We start from the raw sequence: 24,853 nt of genomic DNA on the forward strand, positions 1-24,853 counted from the left end.
CGGATGCCGCGGCACGGCCTCGTGCCGCGGCATCCGCCTCTCTTCTCTCCCGGAAGGACCCCCATGAACGCCGCCGCCGCCCGCCTCGACCCGCACCACGACATCGCCGACATCGACCGCCGTCTGTTCGGCGGCTTCGTCGAGCACCTCGGACGCCACATCTACGACGGGATCTTCGAGCCGGGGCACCCGTCGGCCGACGACGAGGGGTTCCGCACCGACGTGATCGCGCTGGTCGAGGAGCTCGGCGTCTCGACCATCCGCTACCCCGGCGGCAACTTCGTGTCGGGATACCGCTGGGAGGACGGCATCGGCCCGAAGGACGAGCGCCCGCGCCGCCTCGACCTCGCCTGGCACTCCACCGAGACGAACGAGGTGGGGCTGCACGAGTTCCAGGCGTGGCTCGACCGGGTCGGCAGCGAGCTGATGCTCGCGGTCAACCTCGGCACGCGCGGCACGCAGGAGGCGCTCGAGCTGCTCGAGTACGCCAACGTCGAGGCGCAGACCGCGTGGACCGACCGGCGCGCCGCGAACGGCCGCGAGACGCCGTTCGGCGTGAAGATGTGGTGCCTCGGCAACGAGATGGACGGCCCGTGGCAGGTGGGTCACAAGAACGCCGACGACTACGGCAAGCTGGCGTCGCAGACCGCCAAGGCGATGCGGATGATCGACCCGGGCGTCGAGCTGGTGGTGTGCGGCTCGTCGGCGCGCTCGATGCCCACCTTCGGCGCGTGGGAGCGGACCGTCCTCGAGCACACCTTCGACGACGTCGACTTCATCTCGTGCCACTCCTACTACCAGGAGCAGGGCGGGAACGCGCAGGAGTTCCTCGCATCGGGCGTCGACATGGCCCGCTTCATCGAGTCGGTCGTCGCGATCGCCGACGCCGTCGCCGCGACGCGCAAGAGCGACAAGCGCATCATGATCTCGTTCGACGAGTGGAACGTCTGGTACCTGCACAACGAGGAGGGCGGACAGAACGACAAGCCCGCGGAGCAGGGCTGGCCGGTCGCGCCGCGGCTGCTCGAGGACCAGTATCACGCCCTCGACGCCGTGGTCTTCGGCGACCTCCTCATCACGCTGCTGCAGCACGCCGACCGGGTGCGCTCGGCCTCGCTCGCCCAGCTCGTCAACGTCATCGCCCCGATCATGACCGAGCCGGGCGGTCCCGCCTGGCGGCAGACGACCTTCTTCCCGTTCTCGATCACCTCGCGACTGGCGCAGGGCCGCGCGATCCGCGTCCCGGTCGAGTCGGCGACGTTCGCGAGCGCCGCCCACGGACAGGTGGCCGCCGTCAACGCCGTGGCGACCCTCGACGACGAGGGCGTGTCGCTCTTCGTCGTGAACCGTTCGACGACGGATGCCGCGACCCTCCGCGTCGACCTCGCCCCGCTGGTGCGGGCCCTCGGCCGGCCGGTCGAGGTGGTCGAGACGCACCTGCTCCACGACGACGACCTGTACGCCGCCAACACCCTCGGCGAGCCCGGGCGCGTCAGCGTGCGCCGGGCCGCGGCATCCGTCGACGGCGAGGAGCTGTCGATCGAGCTTCCGGCCGTCTCGTGGGCGGCGGTCCGGCTCGCATGAGCACCGCTGCGCTGCCGGCGGGCGTCGGAGATCCCGCGCACGACGGCCTCCTCACGACGACCGGGCCGATTCCGGCCGGATCTCCGAGTTCCACCGACCACGACCGCACTGCGCCGGTCGCGCCGCTGCGGCTCGACGCGACAGGGGCCGCCCGCGAGGAGCGTCGGCCCCGGATGGCGAACGACGAAGACGCGCGGCCGGGCCTGCAGCTGACGAGCCGCGCCCTGGTGCGGGACGGGCGGCCGTGGCTGCCGGTGTCGGGTGAGCTGCACTACACACGGGTCCCGCGCGAGCGGTGGATCGACCGGCTGCGCCTCATGCGCGCCGGCGGCATCTCGGTCGTGTCGGCGTATGTGCCGTGGCTGCATCACGAGCCGGTGCGCGGCCACGCGCGGTTCGACGGACGCTACGACGTCGCCGCGTTCGTCGACGCCGTACGCGCCGAAGGGCTGGAGCTCATCCTGCGGATCGGTCCGTGGGCGCACGGCGAGATGCGCAACGGCGGGTTCCCCGACTGGGTGCAGCAGGCCCCGGTGCGGCACCGCACCGACGATCCCGCCTACCTCGAGCTGGTGCGCGACTGGTTCGCGACGCTCGCGCGGGCTCTGGATGGGCGCGCGAACCCGGACACGCTGCTCGGCCTCCAGCTCGAGAACGAGCTCTACGACCAGCCGGGGCACCTGGTGACCCTCAAGCGGCTGGCGCGCGAGGCGGGGCTGTCGGCACCGCTGTGGACCGCCACCGCGTGGGGCGGCGCGGAGCTGCCCGACCCGGAGGTGCTTCCGCTCTGGGGCGGGTACGGCGACGGGTTCTGGGTCGATCCCGACGGCCCGTGGGATGCGACCTTCCGGGCGCACTACTTCTTCTCCGCCACGTGGGACGACCCGGGCATCGGCGCCGACGTCCGCGGCGAGGAGGCGGGCGGCCGCGCCGACCTCTCGCCCTGGTTCCCTGCGGCGACATGCGAGCTCGGCGGCGGCATGGCCACGGCGTACCACCGGCGGCCGCGGCCCGACGCGCTCGACATCGCCGCCATCGCCCACGCCAAGCTCGGCAGCGGATCGGCGTGGCAGGGCTACTACATGTACGCGGGCGGCACGAACCCCGGCCCCGGCCTGGAAGAGACGCAGGCGACCGGGTACCCCAACGACATGACGCGCCTGAGCTACGACTTCCACGCGCCCATCGGCGAGGCCGGCCGCGCGTCGGCGAGCCACGCGGCACTGCGGCTGCAGCACGCGTTCATCGCGGCGTTCGGCGACCGGCTCGCGCCGATGGCGTCGCACCTGCCCGACGCCCGCCCGTCCGGTGTGGCGGATTCCACGACGCTGCGCTGGGCCGTGCGCGCCGACGACGGCGCGGGCTTCGTGTTCATCGGGTGGCACCAGCCGCACGTGCCGCTCACCGCGTATCGCGGGGCGCAGCTGCGCATCGACACGGCGGACGGCTCGGTCGAGCTGCCGAGCGCGCCGGTCGACATCCCGCCCGGCACCCTCGCGCGCTGGCCGCTGCGCCTCGAGCTCGGCGGCGTCGCGATCGAGTGGGCGACGGCCTCGGCCCTCACCGTGCTGCCGGCGTCGACCGAGGACGGCGTGCCGACGCTGGTGCTGATCGAGGACGCCGGCATTCCCGTCGAGCTGTGCCACGACGGCGTCGCGCACCGGCTGCAGCCGGGCCTCGCCCCGGTGCGGATCGAGGAGCCCCACGGCGCCGCGCTCGACGTGCTGGTGCTGCCCGCCGCGGAGGCGACGAGCGTCTGGGTGGTCGACGCCGGCGGGCGGCGCCGGCTGCTCCTCTCCGCCGACGAGGTGACCTCCGACGTCGAGGGCACCCTCTCGGTGCGGGCGAGCGGCCGCGAGCCGCGGGTGCGCGAATACGCCGGCGGCGCCTGGAGCGCTCCGGACTGGCACCACGCGCAGGGCGCCGCGGCCGCGGCATCCGTCACCGCCCGCCTGGTGCGCGCCGCGACGCTCCCGTCGGGCGAATACGGCTCGCGCGACGGACGCCAGGCCGCTCCCGCCGACGCCGTCCTCGACGCGCACGCGGCGGTGTACCGCATCGACGTGCCCGACTGGGTGGAAGACGACGCCGTGCTGCGGATCGCGTGGGCCGGCGACGTCGCGCAGCTGCGCGTGGACGGCGAGACGGTGACCGACCGGTTCTGGGAGGGCTCGGAGCTCATGGTGCACCTGCGCGACGCCGGCGCGACGCCCGGCGGGCACGTCGAGCTGCGGGTGCTGCCGCTGCGCGACGACAGCGGCGTGCACCTGCCGGCCGACGCGGCCGCACGGCTCGCGGCCCCGCGCGGCATGCTGTGCACCCTCGACGGTGCCCGCATCGAGCAGCGCGCGCTCTGGCACGAAGCCGGCACCCGCGCCGACGACGACAACGGCAACGGCAACGGCGACGGCAACGGCAACGGCAACGGTGACCACGGCGACGGCGACCCGAGGAGGCGGCGATGACGCTGCGCAAGGCACCCACCCCGCCGATGGGCTGGAACAGCTGGGACTCGTACGGCACCACCGTGACCGAGGCCGAGGTGCTCGCCAACGCGGAGTTCATGGCCGAGCACCTGCTGCGCCACGGGTGGGACACGATCGTCGTCGACATCGACTGGGCCGACCCCACCGCCCGCGCGCACGGCTACAACCAGTCCGCCCCGCTCGTGATCGACGAGTACGGGCGCGTGCAGCCCGATCCGGTGCGCTTCCCCTCGGCGGCCGGCGGCGAGGGGTTTGCACCGCTCGCCGCGCGGTTGCACGAGCTGGGCCTGAAGTTCGGCATCCACATCATGCGCGGCATCCCCCGCATCGCGGTCGAGCGCGACCTGCCGATCCTCGGGGCCGGCGTCACCGCCTCGGCGGTGGCCGACCCGGCGAACGCCTGCGAGTGGAATCCGCACTACGTCGGGCTTGATCACTCGGCTCCCGGGGCGGCGGCCTACTACCACTCCCTCGCCGACCAGTACGCGATGTGGGGCGTGGACTTCCTCAAGGCCGACGACCTGCTGTGGCCGTATCAGGCGGCCGAGATCGAGGCCCTCTCGACCGCGATCGAGACGGCGCACCGCGAGATCGCGCTGTCACTGTCACCCGGGCGCGACCTGTCGGCCGCCCACCTCGAGCACCTGCGGCAGCACGCCACGATGTGGCGGATCTGCGACGACCTGTGGGACCGGTGGGACGGCGTCGAGGCCAACTTCGCCCGGCTCGCGCGGTGGGCGCCGTTCGCGGGCCCGGAGGGCTGGCCCGACGCCGACATGCTGCCGCTCGGGCGCATCGGCATCCGGGCCGAGCGCGGCGAACCGCGCGAGGACGCGCTCACGCTCGCCGAGCGCCGTTCGCTGGTGACCCTCTGGGTCATGGCGCGCTCCCCGCTCATGATCGGCGGTGACCTGCCGACCAGCGCCCCCGAGACGATCGCGCTCTTCACGAACGACGACGTGCTCGAGATCCTGCGCGACTCGGCGGGCAACCGCGAGCTGCTGCGGGAACGCGACCTCGTGGTGTGGGCGGCGTCGCGCGGCGACACCCGGTGGGTCGCCGTGTTCAACACCGCCGACGAGGCGCGTGAGGTGCCTTTCGACAAGCGCTCGGTCGGACTCGGGCCGACGCCGGCCGCGGTCGTCGACCTGTGGGCCGGCGCGCCGGTCGCGGTCGAGGTCGTTCACGAGCAGTCGGATGCCGCGCGCGGCGTCGCCCCCGGCAGCTCGGTCGTCCGTCTCGCGCTGGAGCCGCACGGGTGCGTGCTCCTCCGAGCGCGAGGTCACGCATGAGCCGCAGGTCGGCGCGCACCCGGGAAAACGCTTGCGCGCCGTCCGGACCCGTGGCACACTATTGGAAAGCGTTTACCCGCGACGGATCCGAACCGCCGCAGGAGACCCACAGCCTTCAGAGAAGAAAGCAGGACCCATGACTGACACGACACTCGCTCCGGCTTCGGCCGAGGCATCCGTCCGCCCCGCCGTGCGTGAGATCGGCATCATCATGAACGGCGTCTCGGGCCGCATGGGATACCGCCAGCACCTGGTGCGCTCGATCCTCGCGATCCGCGACCAGGGCGGCATCGAGCTGCCCGACGGCACCAAGGTCACCGTCAAGCCGCTGCTCGTCGGCCGCAGCGAGGCCAAGCTCGCCGACCTCGCGGCCAAGCACGGCATCGAGGACTACACGACCGACCTCGACGCTGCCCTCGCCGACCCGCGCTGGGAGATCTACGCCGACTTCCTCGTGACCAAGGCGCGCGCGTCGGCCCTCCGCAAGGCGATCGCCGCCGGCAAGACCATCTACACCGAGAAGCCCACGGCCGAGACGGTCGACGAGGCTCTCGAGCTCGCCAAGCTCGCGCAGGAGGCCGGTGTCAAGACCGGCGTCGTGCACGACAAGCTGTATCTCCCGGGCCTGCAGAAGCTCAAGCGCCTCATCGACTCGGGCTTCTTCGGCCGCATCCTCTCGGTGCGCGGCGAGTTCGGCTACTGGGTGTTCGAGGGCGACTGGCAGCCCGCGCAGCGCCCCTCGTGGAACTACCGCGCCGAGGACGGCGGCGGCATCATCGTCGACATGTTCCCGCACTGGAACTACGTGCTCGAGAACCTGTTCGGCGAGGTCAAATCGGTCTACGCGCAGGCGGCCGTGCACATCGCCGACCGCTGGGACGAGAAGGGCGAGCACTACACCGCCACCGCCGAGGACGCCGCCTACGGCATCTTCGAGCTCGACGGCGACATCGTCGCGCAGATCAACTCGTCGTGGACCGTGCGCGTCAACCGCGACGAGCTGGTCGAGTTCCACGTCGACGGCACGCACGGCTCGGCCGTCGTGGGCCTCTTCGGGGCGAAGATCCAGCACCGCAACGCCACGCCGAAGCCGGTGTGGAACCCCGATCTCGCCGACGACCACGACTACGACGCCGACTGGGCCGAGGTCCCGACCAACGACGTGTTCCAGAACGGCTTCCGCCAGCAGTGGGAGGAGTTCCTCGTGTCGTACGTCGAGGGCACCGCCTACGAGTTCGACCTGCTGTCGGGCGCGCGCGGCGTGCTGCTGGCCGAGGCCGGCCTGCAGTCGAGCCGCGAGGGCCGCAAGGTCGAGCTGCCGACGCTGTCGCTGGACTGACCGGAGAGCACGGATGCCGAAGCTCACACTTCTCGCAGGCGACGGCGGTCTCTCCGCCGCCGACCTGAACGAGGCGCCCGGGTACACCAAGCCCGAGGGCCCTCTCCGCAGCCGCGTCGCGTACGCCGCCGCGCACGTCGTGCCCCAGACCTGGGCCGACAACACCCCGGGTCAGCCCGCGGAGGTCGACTGGGACGCGACGCTCGACTTCCGTCGCGCGGTGTACTCCTGGGGCCTCGGCGTCGCCGACGCCATGGACACCGCGCAGCGGAACATGGGTCTCGACGCCGCGGCCACGCGCGACCTCATCGCGCGCTCGGCGCAGGTCGCCCGTGAAGAGGGCGGCTCGGTCGTCGTGGGGGTCAACACCGACCACGTCGACGACGAGCGCATCTCGATCGACCAGGTGATCGACGCCTACAAGGAGCAGCTACACTTCACCGAGGAGCAGGGCGCCGGCCCCGTGCTCATGGCGTCGCGCCACCTGGCGCGCGCCGCCGAGTCGGCCGACGACTACCGCCGCGTGTACCGCGAGGTGCTGGGTGCCGCGTCGGGTCCGGTCGTGCTGCACTGGCTCGGCACCGCGTTCGATCCGGTGCTCGAGGGCTACTTCGGCTCGCCCGACTGGCGCGAGGCGTCGTCGGTGCTGCTCGAGATCATCGGCGAGAACACCGACAAGGTCGCGGGCGTCAAGATGAGCCTGCTGGATGCCGCATCCGAGGTGTCGGTGCGCGAGCGCCTCCCCGAAGGCGTGCGCATGTTCACCGGCGACGACTTCAACTACGTCGGCCTCATCGGCGGTCAGGACGTGCCCGAGGCGACCCAGCCCGAGCGGGATGCGGCATCCGCTCGACAGCACTCCGATGCGCTGCTCGGGGCGTTCGCCGCGATCACGCCGGTCGCCTCGGCCGCCATCCAGGCGCTCGACGCGGGCGATCCGGCCCGGTACCTCGAGATCCTGGGCCCGACCGAAGAGCTCAGCCGCCAGGTGTTCGCCGCGCCGACCTTCTACTACAAGACGGGCGTCGCCTTCCTGTCGTGGCTGAACGGCCACCAGCCGGCGTTCCAGATGGTCGGCGGTCTGCACTCCGCGCGCAGCCTCCCCCACCTGTCGCGCATCGTCGAGCTCGCGAACTCCTCGCTCGCGCTCGAGAAGCCCGAGCTCGCGATGATCCGCTGGCACGGGATGCTGCGCCACAACGGCGTCGACGTCCCCGGGGTGATCGCATGACCGCCGAGTTCGAGGCATCCGTGTTCGAGGCATCCATGTCCCACTTTCTCGCCCCCGTGTCCCGGATTCGCTCGATCAGCGACCGCGGTATGGACGAAATGGGGACATGCTCCGGGAAGGCCACCCGATGACCGCCGCTGACCCACGCCTGTCGATCAACCAGGCGACCATCAAGCACGCCGACCTCGCGACCGCGCTGCGGGTGACCGCCGAGGCGGGCGTGCAGGCGATCGGCCTGTGGCGCGAGCCGGTGCAGGAGGTCGGTCTCGCGACCGCCGCCGCGATGCTCGCCGACTCGGGCCTGCGCTTCACGACGCACTGCCGCTCGGGCTTCTTCACGATGCCCGAGGGCCCCGCTCGTCGCGCCTCGATCGACGACAACCGCGTCGCGATCGAAGAAGCCGCCACCTTGGCCGCCGCCGGCGCTGAGGGGTCGACCGCGATCCTCGTGCTCGTCGCGGGCGGCCTGCCCGAGGGCTCGCGCGACCTGATCGGTGCGCGCGAGCGCGTGCGCGATGCGATCGGCGAGCTGGTTCCGGATGCCGCAGCCGCCGGCGTGACGCTCGCCATCGAGCCGCTGCACCCGATGTACGCGTCCGACCGCTGCGTCGTCTCGACGCTCGGCCAGGCGCTCGACATCGCCGCGGACTTCGATCCGGCCGTCGTCGGCACGACCGTCGACACCTTCCACATCTGGTGGGATCCCGACGTTCTGTCGTCGATCGAGCGCGCCGGCCGCGAGGGCCGCATCGCGACGTACCAGGTGTGCGACTGGAAGACGCCGCTCCCCGCGGACGTGCTCCTCAGCCGCCACTACCCCGGCGACGGCGTCATCGACTTCGAGACGCTGACGCGCGCCGTCGAGGCCACCGGCTACGACCGCGACATCGAGGTCGAGATCTTCAACGAGGAGATCTGGGCCACCGACCCGCTCGTCGCCGTGCAGCGCACGGCTGCCGGGTTCGCGGCATCCGTCTCCCCTCACCTGCGCGCACCGGTCGCGGGCTGAGCCGGCTCAGAGACTCGGAGCGTCCGCGGGGTCTTCGCCCCCGCGGACGCTCCGTCGTTGTGCGCAGCCGCAGGGCGCGGTGCTCCGCAGTCACCTTTCGCGGGCAACGGCTCCAACGCCCGCCGAAGCCGACGGCGGAGCCGCAGCCCCGAGGGGCTCAGCGGTCGGATGCCGCGGCCAGCAGTCGCAGCTCGCGCAGGCGGGGTGTGGGGATGTCCCCGGCCTCGAGGCGCACGGGGAACTCCACCGTGCCGGGCGCGACGTGCACCGGTACCTCGCGGGTCGCCTCGCCCGAGCCCGGCGGCACCGCCTCGTCGAGCACGACCTCGCCGGCGACGACCACGCGCAGATGCTCGGCGTCGTCGCCCGCGAACCACGAGATCCGCAGCGCATCGGCCGTCCCGCTCCAGTCCCGGAGCGTCACCGTGATCGAGCCTCGGGTGCGCCGCCAGCGCGCGTCGCCCCGCACGCCGATCTCCTCATCGGATGCCTCGAGCCCGTGATCCGACTCCGGCTGCTGCTCGCCGAACCCGACGACGTCACGCGTGCGGGCCTCGAGCCCGAGCGACGCGGCGTCGAGGCGCTCGAGCTCGGAGCGACGTGCCACGGCGGAGGCGGCATCCGTCGCCGCTGCCAGCGGCCACGCGACCGTGTACCGCGCGTCGTGGATGCGAGCGAACGGCTCGAGCTCGACCGAGCCGCCGTCGGCCGTCGGCACGAGCACGCGACCGGGCCCGAGCCGTCGCGCCCGATCCAGCGCGTCGGGCGCGAGCACCGGTGTGTCGGCGAGCGGCCGCAGCGCACCGACCGCGATGTGTCCCATGCGGGCGCCACTGCCGCGGTAGGCGGGATCGGAGTCGGGCAGGCGCTGGGCGAGCACATCGGGTCCGTCGACGATCCACGCCCAGTCGGAGCCGTCGGCGGGCCGTTCGAACCGCAGCCGGCGCGGAAGGCGGAGCCGCACGACCGACGCCCCATCCGGCACGGGCAGCCGCAGCCGGGTGCCCGGCGCCGCGCGCCGGGGCGCGGCATCCGTCCCGCCGTCGGCGAGCACCTCGACGCCGGCATCGCCGTCGACCCAGTCGGGGATCAGCACCGCCAGCCGCGTCGGGCGCACCGCCCGCACGGCGATCGTCGCGCCGACGACCGACGGATCCGCCTGCTCGTCGACCTCCACGACCACCTCGACCCCGTCGAGTTCGGCCCGTGAGGCGACCAGGGCGTTCACCCGCAGCTCGTCGCCGTCGGCGCCGATCGCGAACACCAGCGCGCCGTGGCGGGACTGCGCCTCGAACCCCGAGCCCATGCAGCACCAGAAGCCCTCGGCCTCGGGCGAGTACACGCGGTAGTGCGCGGGGCGCTGCGGGGTGAAGTACACGAGGCCGCCGTGCACGGGATGCTGCGCCGAGCGCAGGTGGTTCGCGCGCGCCCGCTCGGCCCACAGCAGGTAGGCGTCGTCGTCGGTGAGCGCGTGCAGCTCGGCCGCGAGCTTGACCATGTTGTGCGTGTTGCAGGTCTCGGGGCCCTCGCGCGCGATGAACATGCTCGCGAACCCCTGCGGGAAGTGCTCGCGCACGCTGTCGCCGCCGATCGCCGCGCTGCGGTGCCGCGCGACGCGGTCGAAGAACACCCGCGCCGCCGCGCCTTCGCGCGTCTCGACATCGGGCAGCAGCTCGGGTGCCACCACCCGTGCGGCGCGCTCGGTCGTGGCGAATCCCACCGCGACCGGGATCTGCGTGTTGGCGTGGAGTCCGTCGAGCTCGTCGCGTCCCTCGGCGAGCGGCTCCACCAGTCCGCGCCGCGCGAACCGCCGGGCGAGACGCAGGTACGCCACCGCGTCGGCGGCGTCACCCGGCACCTCGCCGTCGTGCCGCAGCAGCGCGAGGCGGGCGAACGCCTCGGTCATTCCGCCGAACTCGCACTCCAGGATCTCCGCGAAGGCGTCGTCGTCGAGGCCGGACGCCACCCGCAGCCACCACGCGCCCAGGGCCGCGAGCGCCTCGCGGGCGACCGGGTCGCCGGTCAGCTCCACCGCGTCGATCAGGCCGGCGAGGATCTTGTGCAGGTTGTACAGCGGCACCCAGCGCCCGTTGAGATGGAACGCCCCGGCGTCGATGCGGCCGGCGCGCAGCTCGTCCCAGAGCGCCTCGCCGTCGGGCACGCCGCCGACGTAGCCGGTGCCCCTCGCGAGCTGACATTCCCGGATGCCGCGGACCAGCGCCTGCGCCAGCGCGGCGGCCGCCGCGTCCCCTCCCGCGGCCAGGGTGCTCGCGGCCGACAGCACATGCCCGGCCGTGTGACCGTCGAGCCCGTCGGCCTCCCAGCCGCCGTACGACGCGACCGCCTGGCAGATGCCGGCCTCGCGGCGGAACGGCGCGAGCAGCCGGTCGGCGTCGAGCCGCAGGAGGGTCGCGCTGACGGTCTGCTGCGCGTCGAGTTCGGCGCCCGGCGCGAGGCGCACGGCAGCCGCCGGGGCGAACCGCGCGGGGCGCGGGGGCGACGGGGAGTCGACGGGTCGGCGCATGGTGCTCCTTCGCGGGGGCGGGGGCCGGTCTCCCCACGGAAAGACACGACGGAAACCGTTTCCCACCCTATCGCCGGAACCGGACATGGGGGCCTAGACTCTGCCCTGTGAGCGACATGATCGCGCCGACCCGAGGCGCCGCCACCCTTCATGATGTCGCGCGCGAGGCCGGTGTCTCGCTCGCCACCGCCTCGCGAGTGCTCAACGGCTCGACCCGCAAAGTGGCCGAGAGCTATCGCGAGCGCGTCGAAGCCGCCGCGGAGAAGCTCGGCTACACCGCCAACCTGTCGGCCCAGGCGACTGCCCGGGGCACCTCGGCGATCGTGGCGCTGCTCGTCGCCGACATCGCAGACCCGTACTTCGGTCAGCTCGCCGCGGGCGTCGCCCGAGGGGCCGACGAGGCCGGCCTCGTCGTCACCATCGCGATCACCGAGCGCGATCCGCAGCGCGAGGTGCGGCTGGTCCGAGCGCTGCGCGGCCAGCGCCCGCGCGGCTTGATCCTCGCGGCCTCCCGCGTGGAGGGACCGGACGCCGCCGGGCTCCAGGGCGAGCTCGACGCGTTCGCCGGCATGGGCGGCCGCGTCGTGGTGGTCGGCCCGGGCGGTGGCACCGAGCGCTCGGTCGCCGTCGACAACCGCGGCGGCGCGGCCGCACTCGGCACCGAGCTCGCCGGCCTCGGGTATCGCGACGCGATTGTGGTCGCGGCATCCGAGGGCATCCGCACGTCCGACGACCGCGTCGCGGGCTTCACCGAGGGCTTCGGAGCCGCCGGCGGCTCGGTGCGCGAGGTGCGGCGCACGGGCTTCACCCGCGACGCCGGCTATGCCGCCGCCACCGAGCTGCTGGCCGACGGCGGCATCGCGCCGGGCACCCTCATCTTCGGCATCAGCGACGTCGTGGCCATCGGCATCATGTCGGCAGTGCGCGACGCCGGGCGGCAGGTCGGCGGCGACATCGCGGTCGCCGGATTCGACGACATCGCCACGGGCCGCGATATCCGCCCCGGCCTGACGACCGTGCGCGTGCCGCTGGAAGACCTCGGCTACCGCGCGCTGCACGCCGCGACCGAGCCCGAGTGGGATGCCGCCGAGGCGCCCCTCGCGCTCGAGGTCGTGGTCCGCGGCAGCACCCCGCCCCGCTCCTGACCGCACGGCCGGCGCCCACCGGCCGAAGCTCGGGAAACGCTTCCGGGTAGGCTGAGCGCGCCGAGCGAAGGAGTACGGATGCCTCGACCTGCCCGCACCGACGGACCGGCGCGCGTCACGATCGCGGACGTCGCCGCGCGCGCGGGAGTGTCGCTCTCGACCGTCTCGCGCGCCCTGAACGGCAATCCCACGGTGGATCCCACCCTCGCCGAGCGGGTGAAGGATGCCGCCGCCGCCCTGGACTACACCGCCAGTCCCGTGGCACGCAGCCTGGTGCTGGGCCGCACGCAGACGGTCGCGGTGATCGTGCCCGACCTCGGCAACCCCACGTTCCAGGCGATCCTGCGCGGGCTCAGCCGCGCGGCCGCCGCGGACGACTACCACGTCCTCGTGGCGGACTCGGCCGAGTCGGTCGAGGAGGAGCGCGTGCTCGCCGGCGCGACGCGGCGCCGCACCGACGGCATCATCCTGTGCTCGCCGCGCCTGCCGCAGGACGAGCTCGACCGGCTGGTGGGGGGCCTGCGCCCCGTGGTGCTGATCAACCGCGCCTCGGGCGACGTGCCGTCGGTGCGCGCCGACTACCGCAGCGCGCTGGCGACCGAGCTCGCCCACCTCCACGACCTGGGTCACCGGCGCATCGTCTTCCTCGCCGGCGCGCCGGGAAGCGTCGCCAACGCGGCACGCCTCGACGCCATCGCGTCGTTCGTGGCCGACCACCCCGACACGGAGGTGACCGAGATCCCCTGCGGCGTCGACTTCGAATCGGGCGCCGCCGCCGGCTCCGCGGTGCTCGGCTCCGGAGCGACCGCGGCGGTCGCGTTCAACGACCTCGTCGCGATGGGGCTTCTGAGCGCCGTGCAGGCGAGCGGATGCCGCGTCCCCGGCGATCTGTCGATCGTCGGCTTCGACGACATCCCGTTCGCGCAGTACACCACTCCGCCGCTCACCACCGCCGCGGTGCCGGCGGCCGATCTCGGCGCCCAGGCCTGGTCGCGCATGCGCGAGCTGCTGGAGGGCGCCGAGCCGGGGCATCCGCTCACCCTCCTCCCCGAGCTCACCGTGCGCGGCTCGACGGGTCCCGCCGGGGCCTGACCTCAACCGCCTGCGTCCCGCCGCGGAGCGTGAGACAGGGGATCCGCGTCGAGCCACAGGGCGTCGGCCAGTGGTTCGGCCGATTTCCCCGGTCTCGCGGTCCCGGGAACCGCCGGGAACCCCGGGAACCGCTTCCTTCGGCCGCGTGCTATCCTGAGAAAACGTTTCCTGAAGGAGTGAGATGAGCCACCGCCGGTACGCCCTCGTCGGAGCGGGACACCGCGCCCAGATGTACGTCGACGCGATCATCGGGCGCTACTCCGATGACGCGGTGCTCGTCGCGATCTGCGAGCCGAACCCCGTCCGCGCGCAGTACTACGTCGACCGCGTCGTCGCGGCCGGGTTCCCCGCGCCCGCCGTCTACGCGCCGGACGACCTCGAGGCGATGGTCCGCGACCAGAGCGTCGACCGCGTCGTGATCTGCGCGCGCGACGACCTCCACGCCCCGCTGATCGTGCGCTCGCTGGATGCCGGCGCCGACGTCGTCGTCGAGAAGCCGCTGACCATCGACGGTCCGAGCGCGGCGGCGATCGAGGATGCCATCGACCGCACCGGCCGCGAGGTCGTCATCACGTTCAACTACCGCTACTCGCCGCGCAACTCGGCGCTGCGCCAGGTGATCCAGGACGGCACCATCGGCGAGGTCACCTCGGTGGACTTCTCATGGGTCCTCGACACCAAGCACGGCGCAGACTACTTCCGTCGCTGGCACCGCGAGAAGGAGCACTCGGGTGGCCTGCTGGTGCACAAGGCCAGCCACCACTTCGACCTGGTCAACTGGTGGATCCGTTCGGCCCCGCGCCGCGTGTACGCCTCGGGCGCGCTGCGGTTCTACGGCGCCGACAACGCCGCCGCCCGCGGCCTCGGCGAGCGCCCCGCCCGCGGCACGCACGACGGTGGTGACCCGTTCGAGCTCGACCTGCGCACCGACGAGCGGCTGAAGGCCCTCTACCTCGACGCCGAGCAGCACGACGGCTATGTCCGCGACCGCGACGTGTTCGGCGAGGGCATCACCATCGAGGACAACCTCGCGCTGGTCGTCGACTACCTCTCCGGCGCGACGCTCAGCTACTCGCTCAACGCGCACTCCCCGTGGGAGGGCTACCGCGTGGCCGTCAACGGCACGCTCGGCCGGGCCGAGCTCGAGGTCGTCGAGCGCGGAGCCGTGCTGTCCGACGAGGGCCTGCACCCGGTGCTCGATCCCTCCGCGGTCGATGCCGGCTCGTCGGGGTCGCTCCGGCCCGAGGGCGAGCGACTCATCGTGCAGAAGCACTGGGAGGCCGCGTACGAGGTGCCGATCGTCAACGGCGACGGCGGCCACGGCGGCGGCGACGAGCTGCTGCTCGCCGACGTCTTCGAGGGCCCCGGCGACGACCCGCTCGCGCGCCCCGCCGACTGGCGCGACGGCGTTCGCTCGATCGCCGTCGGCATCGCCGGCAACCGCTCCCTCGAGACCGGCCTGCCCGTGCAGGTGGCCGAGCTCGGCATCCGCTTCCTCGCCGCAGACGGCGCCGCCGCCCTCCGCGCATGAGCCGCATCGTCGTCACCGGCGGCGCCGGGCGCCTCGGGCGCAGCCTCGTCGCGGGCCTCGCCGGCGCGGGGCACGAACTGGTGTCGCTCGACCGCGCCGTGTCCGATGCCCCCGAGCTCGCCGATGTCGAGCAGATCGCGGTGGATCTCACCGACACGGATGCCGCAGCCCGCGCCATCGCCGCCGCCCGAGCCGATGCGCTCATCCACCTGGCCGCGATCGCCGTGCCGTTCAGCGCCCCCGAGGACGTCATCCTGCGCACCAACGCCTCGATGGCGCTCGGCGTGCTGTCGGCCGGGGTGGCCGCCGGCATCCCCAAGATCGTGACGGCGTCGAGCCCCACGGTCCTCGGCTACGGGGCCCCCACCGGCTGGCTGCCCGACCGCTTCCCGCTCGACGAGGACACCGCGCCGAGGCCCTGGAACGCGTACGCCCTGTCGAAGCTGCTCGCCGAGCAGACGATCGCCATGCTCGCGCGCCAGACCGGCGAGGCGACGCGGTTCGCCGCCTTCCGCCCCTGCTACGTCATCGCCCCCGAGGAGTGGCGCGGCGCGCCGACCCAGCAGGGACACACCGTGGCCGAGCGCCTCGACGACCCGGCGCTATCGGCGCCGGCGCTCTTCAACTACGTCGACGCCCGCGACGTCGCCACCTTCGTCGACACGCTCCTGGTGGCCCTGCCCGAGATCCCGAACGCCGAGGTGTTCTTCGTCGCCGCCGACGACGCCCTCGCGCGCCGGCCGCTCGCCGAGCTGCTGCCGCAGTTCGTGCCCGGCTCCGAGCGCCTCGCCGCCGGGCTGACGGGCACCGCCCCGGCGTTCTCCAATGCCAAAGCGCGCCGCGTGCTCGGCTGGCGCCCGGCTCATTCCTGGCGCGGCGAGCTCGGCGAACCCGTCACTCCTTCCCCCTCCCCCGACCTCGCCCGAAAGGACGTGCTGGCGTGAACTTCGACGGCATCCTCTTCTTCCCCGTCACCCCCTTCGACGCCGACGGCCGCGTCGACGAGCACCTGCTGCGCACGCACATCGCGACGACGCTCGAGCATGCTCCCGGCGGGGTGTTCCCCGCATGCGGCACGGGCGAGTTCCATGCCCTCGCCACCGAGGAGGCGACCCGGGTGGTGCAGGTCGCGACCGAGACCGTGGCCGGCCGCGTGCCCGTGGTCGCGGGCACCGGGGGTCCGCTGGGGCACGCGACGACCCTCGCCCGGGCCGCCGCGGACGCCGGCGCCGACGCGCTGCTGGTGCTGCCGCCGTACCTCGTGGGCGGTCCGCAGGCGGGACTCGTGGCCTACGTCGAGGCGGTGGCCGCGGCATCCGATCTTCCCGTCGTGATCTACCACCGCGGCAACGCCCAGTACTCGGTCGAGTCGGTGCGACGACTCGCCGGCAATCCGAAGGTCGTCGGGTTCAAGGACGGCGTCGGCGACGTGGGCCTCGCCCAGCAGATCGTCCGCGCTGTCGCGGCGGAGGGGCGCGACGACTTCGCGTTCTTCAACGGCCTGCTGACGGCGGAGCTGACCCAGGGCGCGTACCGCGGAATCGGCATCCCGCTGTACTCCTCGGCGGCGTTCGCGATGATCCCGGAGGTCGCGAACGCGTACTACCGCGCGTACGTCGACGGTGACGAGGCGCGCCGCGCCGAGCTGCTCGACGGGTTCTATACGCCGCTCGTGCAGCTGCGCGACGAGACACCCGGCTTCGGCGTCTCGCTCATCAAGACCGGGCTGCGCCTGGGCGGGCTGGCGGTCGGCTCGGTGCGCGCGCCGCTGGTCGACCCGACGCCGGCGCAGGAGAAGCGCCTCGCCGAGATCCTCGACGCCGGACGGGCGCTGCTGCGATGACGGTTCCCCCGCCCACCGCTGCCCTCCTTCCCGACGGGACGGCGGCCGCCTTCGACCCCGCGCCGACGATAGCCGCGTTCGATACGCGGCTCGTCCGGGTGCCGCTCACGCGGCCGTGGGCGGCCGACGTGACCTCGGTCGGCGTTATCGCCACGCACGTGGTGCGATCGGACGGCACGGAGGGATGGGGCTTCTCCTGGACGCCGCAGATCGGCGCCGAGGCGGTGCACGCGCTCCTCGCGAACGACATCACGGCCTTCGCGATCGGACGCTCCGCCGACCCCGGCTCGGAGTCGCTCGCGCTGTGGCAGCACCTGCACGAGGCCGGCGGCGGCGGTCTGACGACGATCGCGATGGCGGGACTCAACCTGGCGCTCTGGGACGCGGCGGTGCGCGCCGCGGGCACGTCGCTGACAGGGTTCCTCGGTGCGCAGCGCGAGAGCGTCCGCGCGTACGGATCGGGCGTCAACCTGCACTACTCGCTCGACGAGCTGGTGGCCCAGGTGCATCGGTGGGTCGACGCCGGCTTCGACGCCGTGAAGGTGAAGGTCGGCAAGCCCGACGTCGCCGAGGACCTCGACCGCCTGAAGGCCGTGCGCGAGGTGCTCGGCCCCGAGCGGGCCCTCATGATCGACGCGAACCAGCGGTGGGAGCTCGATCGGGCGACGCGGGCGCTCGACGTGCTCGCCGAGGTGTCGCCGGCGTGGATCGAGGAGCCCCTGCGCTCCGACGACCTCTTCGGGCACGGCGAGCTGGCGAAGCGCCTGGCCGCGTCCAGCGGCATCCCGATCGCCGTGGGCGAGAACCTCCACAACGTGTACCGGTTCGACGACTTCCTCCGCACCGGCGCCGCGCAGATCGTGCAGCCCAACATCGTGCGGGTCGGCGGCATCACCCCGTTCCTCGGCATCGCCGCGATCGCCGCCGAGTACGGCGCCGCCGTGCATCCGCACCTGCTGCCCGAGCTCTCCGGCCAGCTGGCCCTCTGCCTGCGCGCGGTGCCCGGCGTCCCCGAGCCCATGGCCGAGGATGTGGAGGATGCCGGCTTCGGCACCCTCGGCGCACTCCTCGACGAGTCGCCCGTGCGCATCGCCGACGGAGCCCTCACCGAGGTCGCCCACGCCGGCCTCGGCATCCGCTTCTCATGACCCGCTCCCTCCCTGCTCCCCACTCCCTCACTGCTCCCCACTCCCTCACTGCTCCCCACTCCCTCACTGCTCGCCTGTCACGATCGGCCGCCGCCTGCGGCGGTTTGCGACAGGTGAACGAAGACGACCCCGGCTCACCTGTCACGAACGGCCGCCCCGCGCGGCACGATGCGACAGGCGAGCGGATGCCGTGACGAAAGGACCCTCGATGACCACCGCCCTCACGACCACCTCGACCGCCGAGCTCGATGCCCTCGCCGCGGCTGCCGCGGCTGCCGCCCCCGTGTGGCGGGCAGCGGATGCCGCGACCCGGGCGTCGTGGCTGCGTGCGGCTGCCGACGCGCTCGACGCGCACGTCGACGAGCTCGTCGCCATCGCCGATGAGGAGACGCGCCTCGGCGAGACGCGGCTGCGCGGCGAGGTGGGCCGCACCACCGGACAGCTGCGGCTGTTCGCGACCGTCGTGGAAGAGGGCTCGTACCTCGAGCTCACCGTCGATGATGCCGACCCGTCGCTCACGCCGCCCCGCCCGGAGCTGCGCCGCATGCTCGTCGGCGTCGGCCCGGTCGCGGTCTTCTCGGCGTCGAACTTCCCGTTCGCGTTCTCGGTCGCCGGCGGCGACACGGCGTCGGCCCTGGCCGCCGGCAACCCGGTCATCGTGAAGGCGCACTCGGGCCACCCGCGGCTGTCCGAGCGCACGTCCGCGATCGTCGCCGCGGCCCTCGTCGCCGCCGGGGCCCCCGGGGGCTCGCTCGCACTCGTCGAGGGCCGCGAGGCCGGCAACGCGCTGGTGCAGCATCCCCTCATCCAGGCCGCCGGCTTCACGGGATCGCTCGGCGGCGGGCGCGCGCTGTTCGACCTGGCATCGGGCCGCCCCGACCCGATTCCGTTCTACGGCGAGCTCGGCTCGGTCAACCCCGTCGTGATCACCGCGGCCGCGGTCGCGGCACGCGGCGAAGCCCTGGCACAGGGGCTCGTCGGCTCGTTCACGCTCGGCGTGGGCCAGTTCTGCACGAAGCCCGGTGTGGTGTTCGTGCCCGCGGACGCCGGCTTCGAGTCGCTCGTCGCCGGGTTCGCCGCGGGCGCCGCGGGCGGCCCGCTCCTGACCGACCGCATCACCGAGGCCTTCCCGGCCGGCATCGAGCACCTCGAGGCCGACCCGTCGGTGTCGGTGGTCGCCCAGGGCCTCCCCGCCGAGGCGGGTGCGGCACAGCCGATCGTGCTGATGACGGATGCCGCGGCCGTCGCCGCGCGCCCCGAGACGCTGCTCGAGGAGTGCTTCGGTCCGGTGACGCTGCTCGTGCGCTACTCGTCGGACGAGGAGCTCCACGCCGCGCTCGAAGCGGTGCCCGGGTCGCTCACGGCCACGCTGCACTCCGAGCCGTCCGACGAGGTCGGCGACGTGCTCGAGGTGCTGACCCGCAAGGCCGGGCGTGTGCTCTTCGCGGGCTGGCCCACCGGGGTCGCCGTCACGTGGTCGCAGCAGCACGGCGGACCGTGGCCGGCCACGACGTCGCTGCACACGTCGGTCGGGGCGACGGCGATCCGCCGGTTCCTGCGGCCGGTGGTGTTCCAGGACGCCCCCGAGCAGCTCCTGCCGGAGGTGCTGCGCGACGCGGCGCTCGCGTCGCTGCCGCACCGTCGCAACGGCGTGCTCCGCGTCCCCTGAGTCCTTCGGCGCACGAGCCGCGTCGTTGCCCGGGCTCCGCCGTGGCGTGGACCTCGGTGCCATCGCCGAGACCGGGGATTCTCGCCGAAACACAGGACATCACCCTGGCCCTGTCGCCGAGACCGGGGATTCCCGCCGAAACACCGGGCATCGCCCCCGACCCCGGCGCCGAGACCGGGGATTCCCGCCGAAACACCGGGCATCGCCCCCGACCCCGGCGCCGAGACCGGGGATTCCCGCCGAAACACCGGGCATCGCCCCCGACCCCGGCGCCGAGACCGGGGATTCCCGCCGAAACACCGGGCATCGCCCCCGGTCTCGGCGCGACTCCCCGGGTTCGGCGTCCATTCCCGGCCGCGCGCGGGGCGGCGGCGAAACCGGGGATTCCCGCCGAAACACAGGGCATCGCCCCCGACCCTGTCGCCGAGACCGGGGATTCCCGCCGAAACACCGGGCATCGCCCCCGGTCTCGGCGCGACTCCCCGGGTTCGGCGTCCATTCCCGGCCGCGCGCGGGGCGGCGGCGAAACCGGGGATTCCCGCCGAAACGCAGGGCATCGCCCCCGACCCTGTCGCCGAGACCGGGGATTCCCGCCGAAACACCGGGCATCGCCCCCGACCCCGGCGCCGAGACCGGGGATTCCCGCCGAAACACCGGGCATCGCCCCCGGTCTCGGCGCGACTCCCCGGGTTCGGCGTCCGCTCACGGCCGGGCGCGTGAGGGCGGCGGAGGGGCGGCGACACCCGCACCCGCGCGGGTCAGTCGCGGTCGAGCTCCCGGGCCAGCTGCGCGCCGGCCTCGACGAGCCACCGCGCGGCGTCGGCCATCGCGGCCGCGCCCGACCCGGCGAGCTCGGTCAGCGACGTGGTCGCGGCGAAGCCCGAGGTGTCGGCATCCGTCGCGATGCGTCCCGCGACGAGCGCGACGGGCACCCCCGCAGACGCCGCGATCGCACCGACGTGAGCGGGCACCTTGCCCGCGGCCGATTGGCCGTCGTACGAGCCCTCGCCGGTGACGACGACGGATGCCGCGGTCACCGCCGCGTCCAGTCCCACCAGCTCCGCCACCGCCGCCGACCCGGGCACGAGCACCGCACCCCAAGCCAGGAGGCCGAAGCCGGTGCCTCCCGCAGCACCCGCGCCCGCGGCATCCGTATCCGCATCGATCAGACCCGCCAGCCGAGCGAGCCCGGCGTCGAGCACCGGCACATCGTCGGGCCCGGCGCCCTTTTGCGGGCCGAACACGGCCGCCGCGCCGCGCGCGCCGAGCAGCGGGTTGGTGACGTCGCTCAGCACGGTGACGCCGCCGGGGGGCAGCGGCGCGAGACCGGAGAGGTCGGCCGACGCCACGGCATGGAGCCCCCGGGCGCCGTCGGCGATCGGCGCGCCCGCCGCGTCGGCGAATCGCGCGCCGAGCGCGGTCAGCATGCCGGTGCCGCCGTCCGTCGACGAGCTCGACCCGATGCCGAGGACGAGCCGCGAGACGCCGTGAGCGAGGGCGGCGGCGATGGCCTCGCCGAAGCCGCGGGTGTGCGCATCGAAGGGGCGCAGCCGCGGCGGCGTGCCGAGCAGCTCGATGCCGCTCGTGTTGGCGAGCTCGACGACGCCGATGCCCTCGGGCGCGTCCGCCGTCGGCGGGAGGAGCACCCAGGATGCCTCGACCGCCGCTCCCTCGGGTCCCGTCACGGTGACCGGCATGCGCCGCGCACCCGGCACGGCCGTCGCGAAGGCGTCGACCGTGCCCTCGCCGCCGTCGGCCATCGGCAGCAGGCGGGCGTGGTCGCCGGGTCGCTCGCGGCGCCAGCCTGCGGCGAGGGCGTCGGCGGCCGATGCGGCACCGATGGTGCCCTTGAAGGAATCGGGGGCGATCACGACGATGTGTGCCATGGCGTCATTCTCCTCGGGCCGCAGCGATCGGCTGCGCGGCGATGTCCGTGCGCTGCCCCGGCGGAGCGGGAAAGCGTTATCCTGCAGATCATGGTAACCATGGACCGACCGGAAGCCGAGCCCGCACCGCCTCGCGCCGTCATCGCCACGGGGACGGGGCGGTACGCCGATCCGTGGCATCCGTATCCCGAGACGTCCGCGCGGATCGCCGCGGCGCTGCGCTCGGACGGGTGGGAGGTCGTCGTCGACGACGACGTCGACCACGCCCTCACAACCCTCGACGGCGCCGACCTCCTCGTGGTCAACGCCGGAGACCCGTGGCGCGAGGGCGCGACCGAGCTCGACCGTCGCGCCGATCCCGACGCCGACGCCGGGCTGCGCGCCGCGATCGCCCGCGGCATCGGGCTCGTCGCCGTGCACGCCGCCCTCTCGACCCTGCGCGACCATCCGGCGTGGCGCGAGGCGATCGGGGGCGAGTGGGCGCCGGGTGTCTCGTGGCACCCGCCCATCGGCGACGCGGGGGTGCGCGTGGTCGACGCGACCCACCCCGTGACGAGCGGGATGCCGGGGCTCGACGTCTTCGACGAGCGCTACTGCGACCTCGTGGTCGACCCCGGGGTGCGCGTGCTCGCCGTGCACGAGGTCGAGGGGGCGGAGCACCCCGCGGTGTGGGTGCGCGAGCAGCCGACACGCGCCGTGGTCTCGTCTCTCGGCCACGACGAGCGCTCCTACGACTCCCCCGCGCACGTCGCCCTGTTGCAGCGCGCTGCGCGCTGGGCCGCCCACGTCTGAGCCCGGCATCGAAGCGCAGAGTCGGACCTTTCGCAGGACACGCCGTGAAGCGGATGTCGCGCCCCGGCGTGCGGGCCGGACCTGGCGATTCTGCGCACGCCGTGCACCCCGCGCAGACGCCGGGGACGAGGCATCCGTCCGGCTCGGGGCAGAATGGGACGCGGCGCCGCTCGGCGACCAGACCCCGCTGAACCGACGGAGTGACATGACCTGGCTCGTGACCGGAGGCGCCGGCTACATCGGCGCCCACATCGTTCGTGCGCTCGCCGGAGCGGGCCTCACGCCCGTCGTCATCGACGACCTCTCGAGCGGCCACGCGGGCTTCGTCCCCGACGGCGTCGCGTTCGTGCAGGGCTCGATCCTCGACCGCGACCTCGTCGAGCGCACGCTCCGCGAGCACGCGGTGGTCGGCGTCATCCACCTGGCCGGCTTCAAGTACGCGGGCGTCTCGGTGCAGCGTCCGCTGCACACCTACGCGCAGAACGTCGAGGGCACGCGCGCGCTCCTCGAGGCGATGCAGGCCGCGGACGTCGCGAACCTCGTGTTCTCGTCGTCGGCCGCGGTCTACGGCACCCCCGACGTCCCCCTCGTGACCGAGGACCTGCCCAAGCGCCCGGCATCGCCGTACGGCGAGTCGAAGCTCATCGGCGAGTGGCTGATCCGCGATCAGGCCGTCGCCACCGCGGCGTCGGATCGCCCGCTGCGCCACACCGCCCTGCGGTACTTCAACGTCGTCGGCTCGGGCGACCCGGCCGTGTACGACAGCAGCCCGCACAACCTCTTCCCCCTCGTCTTCGAGGCGCTGCTCGCCGGCAAAACCCCGCGCATCAACGGCGACGACTACGACACCCCCGACGGCACCAACGTGCGCGACTACGTCCACGTCGCCGACATCGCCGCCGCGCACGTCGCCGCCGCGCAGCGGCTGCTGGCCGGCGAGCCGATCGAGCCGGCGTACAACCTCGGCTCGCAGAACGGCCTCAGCGTGCGCGAGATCATGGACGCGATGGCGCGCGTCACGGGCATCGACTTCACGCCCGAGATCGCGCCGCGCCGCCCGGGCGATCCTGACCGCATCGTCGCGACCGGAGAGCTCGCGGCGCGAGACCTCGACTGGAAGAACCGCTACACCGTCGACGAGATGGTCCGCACCGGCTGGGAGGCCCGCCGGGCCGTGGGCTGAGGCATCCGCCGGCGCCGTCTTCAGCGGGCGGCGCCGGTGCTCTCACGCACGACGAGGCGCGTGGGCACGGTCTCGAACGCGGCGGGCGCGCCCGCCTCGATGCCGTCCACGAGCGCGGCCACAGCCCGCGAGCCGAGGGCGTCGAAGTCCTGGCGCACCGTGGTGAGCGGCGGGCGGTAGTCCGCGGCATCCGCCACGTCGTCGAACCCCACGACGCTCACGTCGCCGGGTACGACGCGCCCCGCCTCGGCCACCGCGCGCAGCACGCCGAGCGCCATCTGATCGTTGGCGGCGAACACCGCGGTCGCCCCCTCGGCGAGGAGAGCGGATGCCGCGGCGAACCCCGACGCGGAGGTCCAGTCGCCCCGCACCACGGCGCGGGCCGGCATCCCCGCCTCGGCCAGCGCCTCGCTCCAGCCCCGCTCGCGCTCGGCCGCAGCGAACGAGGTTTGAGGGCCCGCGAGGTGGTGCACCATCCGGTGTCCGAGCCCGATCAGGTGCGCGACGGCAAGGCGCGCGCCGCCGGCATGGTCTGTCTCGACCACGCCGAAGCGGTCGTCGCGCGGCGAGTCGACGACCACGAGCCGCAGGCCCGCGCCCCGCAGGTCGGACTCGCGCACGCGCTCCGTCGCCTCGTTCAGCACGATGGCCCCGTCGACGCCCTGGTCGGCGAGCCGTTCGAACGCGGCGGCCACGTCGCCCCCGGCGCCGAGCGTCACCACCGTGAGCGCATAGCCGCGGGCGGCTGCGGCATCCGCCACCGCCTGCAGCATGCGGGAGTTGCCCACCGAGGCCAGCGTCGACACCACGAGCCCGATGGTCTGCGTCCGCCCGGTGCGCAGGGCGCGGGCGGCGCGGTGGGGGCGGTAGCCGAGGTCGCTCATCGCCGCCTCGACGCGGGCGCGGGTCTCGGGATCGACGCGCGGGCTCGCGTTGACCACGCGCGACACCGTCTGGCCCGAGACGCCCGCCCGCGCGGCGACGTCCGCCATCGACACCCGCCTCGACGTCACGTCCCCTTCTTCCCGGCACGATGGCGCCGGCTGCGTCTGCAGAACTCCACGATCGCGCCTCGTGTTGACGCTAACATAGCGCGCTT

The 24,853-nt window shown here is 73.7% G+C and carries 18 protein-coding genes; 15 read left to right on the top strand and 3 right to left on the bottom strand.

The annotated features are described in order from the left end of the window. The first annotated feature begins 63 nt into the window (after nt 1–63). From R8Z57_RS04430 to R8Z57_RS04455, 6 genes are all read left to right on the top strand, one after another. On the top strand, nt 64–1,584 hold the full coding sequence (locus tag R8Z57_RS04430; protein ID WP_318352530.1) for an alpha-N-arabinofuranosidase: 1,521 nt from the start codon (nt 64–66) through the stop codon (nt 1,582–1,584). After that, a complete protein-coding gene (locus R8Z57_RS04435) occupies nt 1,581–4,049 on the top strand; it encodes a beta-galactosidase (RefSeq protein WP_318352531.1) in 2,469 nt (822 codons plus the stop codon). The genes R8Z57_RS04430 and R8Z57_RS04435 overlap by 4 nt, the downstream gene beginning before the upstream one ends. After that, on the top strand, nt 4,046–5,362 hold the full coding sequence (locus R8Z57_RS04440; RefSeq protein ID WP_318352532.1) for an alpha-galactosidase: 1,317 nt from the start codon (nt 4,046–4,048) through the stop codon (nt 5,360–5,362). The genes R8Z57_RS04435 and R8Z57_RS04440 overlap by 4 nt, the downstream gene beginning before the upstream one ends. 136 nt (nt 5,363–5,498) lie before the next feature. Then, nucleotides 5,499–6,701 (top strand): Gfo/Idh/MocA family oxidoreductase, encoded by a 1,203-nt coding sequence (locus tag R8Z57_RS04445; RefSeq protein WP_318352533.1) that lies wholly within the window; start codon nt 5,499–5,501, stop codon nt 6,699–6,701. Between the two features lie 13 nt (nt 6,702–6,714). Beyond that, nucleotides 6,715–7,932 carry a dihydrodipicolinate synthase family protein gene (locus tag R8Z57_RS04450; RefSeq protein WP_318352534.1) on the top strand — a complete coding sequence of 406 codons (1,218 nt, stop codon included), beginning with the start codon at nt 6,715–6,717 and terminating at the stop codon, nt 7,930–7,932. A gap of 127 nt (nt 7,933–8,059) precedes the next feature. Then, nucleotides 8,060–8,941, top strand: coding sequence for a sugar phosphate isomerase/epimerase family protein (locus R8Z57_RS04455; protein WP_318352535.1), 882 nt, complete (start codon nt 8,060–8,062; stop codon nt 8,939–8,941). A 157-nt stretch (nt 8,942–9,098) separates the two neighbouring features. Here R8Z57_RS04455 and R8Z57_RS04460 read toward each other — a convergent pair whose 3' ends face one another. Continuing rightward, the gene (locus R8Z57_RS04460) at nt 9,099–11,465 is read right to left on the bottom strand and encodes a beta-L-arabinofuranosidase domain-containing protein (protein WP_318352536.1); all 2,367 of its coding nucleotides are present in this window, start codon (nt 11,463–11,465) and stop codon (nt 9,099–9,101) included. Between the two features lie 107 nt (nt 11,466–11,572). Between R8Z57_RS04460 and R8Z57_RS04465 the strand changes: the two genes are divergently transcribed. The 7 genes from R8Z57_RS04465 (at nt 11,573) to R8Z57_RS04495 (ending at nt 19,893) form a co-directional block, all read left to right on the top strand. After that, nucleotides 11,573–12,610 carry a LacI family DNA-binding transcriptional regulator gene (locus tag R8Z57_RS04465; RefSeq protein ID WP_318352537.1) on the top strand — a complete coding sequence of 346 codons (1,038 nt, stop codon included), beginning with the start codon at nt 11,573–11,575 and terminating at the stop codon, nt 12,608–12,610. A 78-nt stretch (nt 12,611–12,688) separates the two neighbouring features. Next, nucleotides 12,689–13,702, top strand: a complete 1,014-nt coding sequence (locus tag R8Z57_RS04470) for a LacI family DNA-binding transcriptional regulator (protein WP_318352538.1) — start codon at nt 12,689–12,691, stop codon at nt 13,700–13,702. A gap of 181 nt (nt 13,703–13,883) precedes the next feature. Next, entirely contained in the window at nt 13,884–15,233 is a 1,350-nt protein-coding gene (locus R8Z57_RS04475) for a Gfo/Idh/MocA family oxidoreductase (RefSeq protein ID WP_318352539.1), read from the top strand. Continuing rightward, nucleotides 15,230–16,177, top strand: a complete 948-nt coding sequence (locus tag R8Z57_RS04480; RefSeq protein WP_318352540.1) for an NAD(P)-dependent oxidoreductase — start codon at nt 15,230–15,232, stop codon at nt 16,175–16,177. Before R8Z57_RS04475 ends, R8Z57_RS04480 begins: the two co-directional genes overlap by 4 nt. Beyond that, nucleotides 16,174–17,076: a 5-dehydro-4-deoxyglucarate dehydratase gene (locus tag R8Z57_RS04485; RefSeq protein ID WP_318352541.1), complete on the top strand. Its 903-nt coding sequence runs from the start codon at nt 16,174–16,176 to the stop codon at nt 17,074–17,076. The genes R8Z57_RS04480 and R8Z57_RS04485 overlap by 4 nt, the downstream gene beginning before the upstream one ends. Continuing rightward, complete coding sequence (locus R8Z57_RS04490; RefSeq protein WP_318352542.1) at nt 17,073–18,224, top strand: mandelate racemase/muconate lactonizing enzyme family protein; 1,152 nt, start codon at nt 17,073–17,075, stop codon at nt 18,222–18,224. Before R8Z57_RS04485 ends, R8Z57_RS04490 begins: the two co-directional genes overlap by 4 nt. A 208-nt stretch (nt 18,225–18,432) precedes the next feature. Next, nucleotides 18,433–19,893 (top strand): aldehyde dehydrogenase (NADP(+)), encoded by a 1,461-nt coding sequence (locus R8Z57_RS04495; RefSeq protein WP_318352543.1) that lies wholly within the window; start codon nt 18,433–18,435, stop codon nt 19,891–19,893. 758 nt (nt 19,894–20,651) lie between these two features. Here R8Z57_RS04495 and R8Z57_RS04500 read toward each other — a convergent pair. Continuing rightward, the gene (locus tag R8Z57_RS04500) at nt 20,652–21,779 is read right to left on the bottom strand and encodes a glycerate kinase (protein ID WP_318352544.1); all 1,128 of its coding nucleotides are present in this window, start codon (nt 21,777–21,779) and stop codon (nt 20,652–20,654) included. 90 nt (nt 21,780–21,869) lie between these two features. Here R8Z57_RS04500 and R8Z57_RS04505 point away from each other — a divergent pair, with 90 nt between their 5' ends. Together R8Z57_RS04505 and galE are read left to right on the top strand one after the other, a co-directional pair. Next, the gene (locus R8Z57_RS04505; protein ID WP_318352545.1) at nt 21,870–22,571 is read left to right on the top strand and encodes a ThuA domain-containing protein; all 702 of its coding nucleotides are present in this window, start codon (nt 21,870–21,872) and stop codon (nt 22,569–22,571) included. A gap of 205 nt (nt 22,572–22,776) precedes the next feature. Then, nucleotides 22,777–23,754, top strand: a complete 978-nt coding sequence (galE, locus tag R8Z57_RS04510) for a UDP-glucose 4-epimerase GalE (RefSeq protein ID WP_318352546.1) — start codon at nt 22,777–22,779, stop codon at nt 23,752–23,754. A 20-nt stretch (nt 23,755–23,774) separates the two neighbouring features. On the opposite strand, the gene R8Z57_RS04515 is transcribed toward galE, so the two are convergent. After that, a complete protein-coding gene (locus R8Z57_RS04515) occupies nt 23,775–24,746 on the bottom strand; it encodes a LacI family DNA-binding transcriptional regulator (RefSeq protein ID WP_318352726.1) in 972 nt (323 codons plus the stop codon). Nucleotides 24,747–24,853 lie beyond the last annotated feature (107 nt).

The sequence above is a fragment of the Microbacterium sp. M3 genome (assembly GCF_033548675.1).
Taxonomy (GTDB): Bacteria; Actinomycetota; Actinomycetes; order Actinomycetales; family Microbacteriaceae; genus Microbacterium; species Microbacterium arthrosphaerae.

Excerpts from the sequence above, each read along its gene's own strand:
- R8Z57_RS04430 (WP_318352530.1), top strand. The coding sequence starts at position 64 with ATGAACGCCGCCGCCGCCCGCCTCGACCCGCACCACGACATCGCCGAC.
- R8Z57_RS04435 (WP_318352531.1), top strand. The coding sequence starts at position 1,581 with ATGAGCACCGCTGCGCTGCCGGCGGGCGTCGGAGATCCCGCGCACGAC.
- R8Z57_RS04440 (WP_318352532.1), top strand. The coding sequence starts at position 4,046 with ATGACGCTGCGCAAGGCACCCACCCCGCCGATGGGCTGGAACAGCTGG.
- R8Z57_RS04445 (WP_318352533.1), top strand. The coding sequence starts at position 5,499 with ATGACTGACACGACACTCGCTCCGGCTTCGGCCGAGGCATCCGTCCGC.
- R8Z57_RS04450 (WP_318352534.1), top strand. The coding sequence starts at position 6,715 with ATGCCGAAGCTCACACTTCTCGCAGGCGACGGCGGTCTCTCCGCCGCC.
- R8Z57_RS04455 (WP_318352535.1), top strand. The coding sequence starts at position 8,060 with ATGACCGCCGCTGACCCACGCCTGTCGATCAACCAGGCGACCATCAAG.
- R8Z57_RS04460 (WP_318352536.1), bottom strand. The coding sequence starts at position 11,465 with ATGCGCCGACCCGTCGACTCCCCGTCGCCCCCGCGCCCCGCGCGGTTC.
- R8Z57_RS04470 (WP_318352538.1), top strand. The coding sequence starts at position 12,689 with ATGCCTCGACCTGCCCGCACCGACGGACCGGCGCGCGTCACGATCGCG.
- R8Z57_RS04475 (WP_318352539.1), top strand. The coding sequence starts at position 13,884 with ATGAGCCACCGCCGGTACGCCCTCGTCGGAGCGGGACACCGCGCCCAG.
- R8Z57_RS04480 (WP_318352540.1), top strand. The coding sequence starts at position 15,230 with ATGAGCCGCATCGTCGTCACCGGCGGCGCCGGGCGCCTCGGGCGCAGC.
- R8Z57_RS04490 (WP_318352542.1), top strand. The coding sequence starts at position 17,073 with ATGACGGTTCCCCCGCCCACCGCTGCCCTCCTTCCCGACGGGACGGCG.
- R8Z57_RS04495 (WP_318352543.1), top strand. The coding sequence starts at position 18,433 with ATGACCACCGCCCTCACGACCACCTCGACCGCCGAGCTCGATGCCCTC.
- R8Z57_RS04500 (WP_318352544.1), bottom strand. The coding sequence starts at position 21,779 with ATGGCACACATCGTCGTGATCGCCCCCGATTCCTTCAAGGGCACCATC.
- R8Z57_RS04505 (WP_318352545.1), top strand. The coding sequence starts at position 21,870 with ATGGTAACCATGGACCGACCGGAAGCCGAGCCCGCACCGCCTCGCGCC.
- galE (WP_318352546.1), top strand. The coding sequence starts at position 22,777 with ATGACCTGGCTCGTGACCGGAGGCGCCGGCTACATCGGCGCCCACATC.
- R8Z57_RS04515 (WP_318352726.1), bottom strand. The coding sequence starts at position 24,746 with ATGGCGGACGTCGCCGCGCGGGCGGGCGTCTCGGGCCAGACGGTGTCG.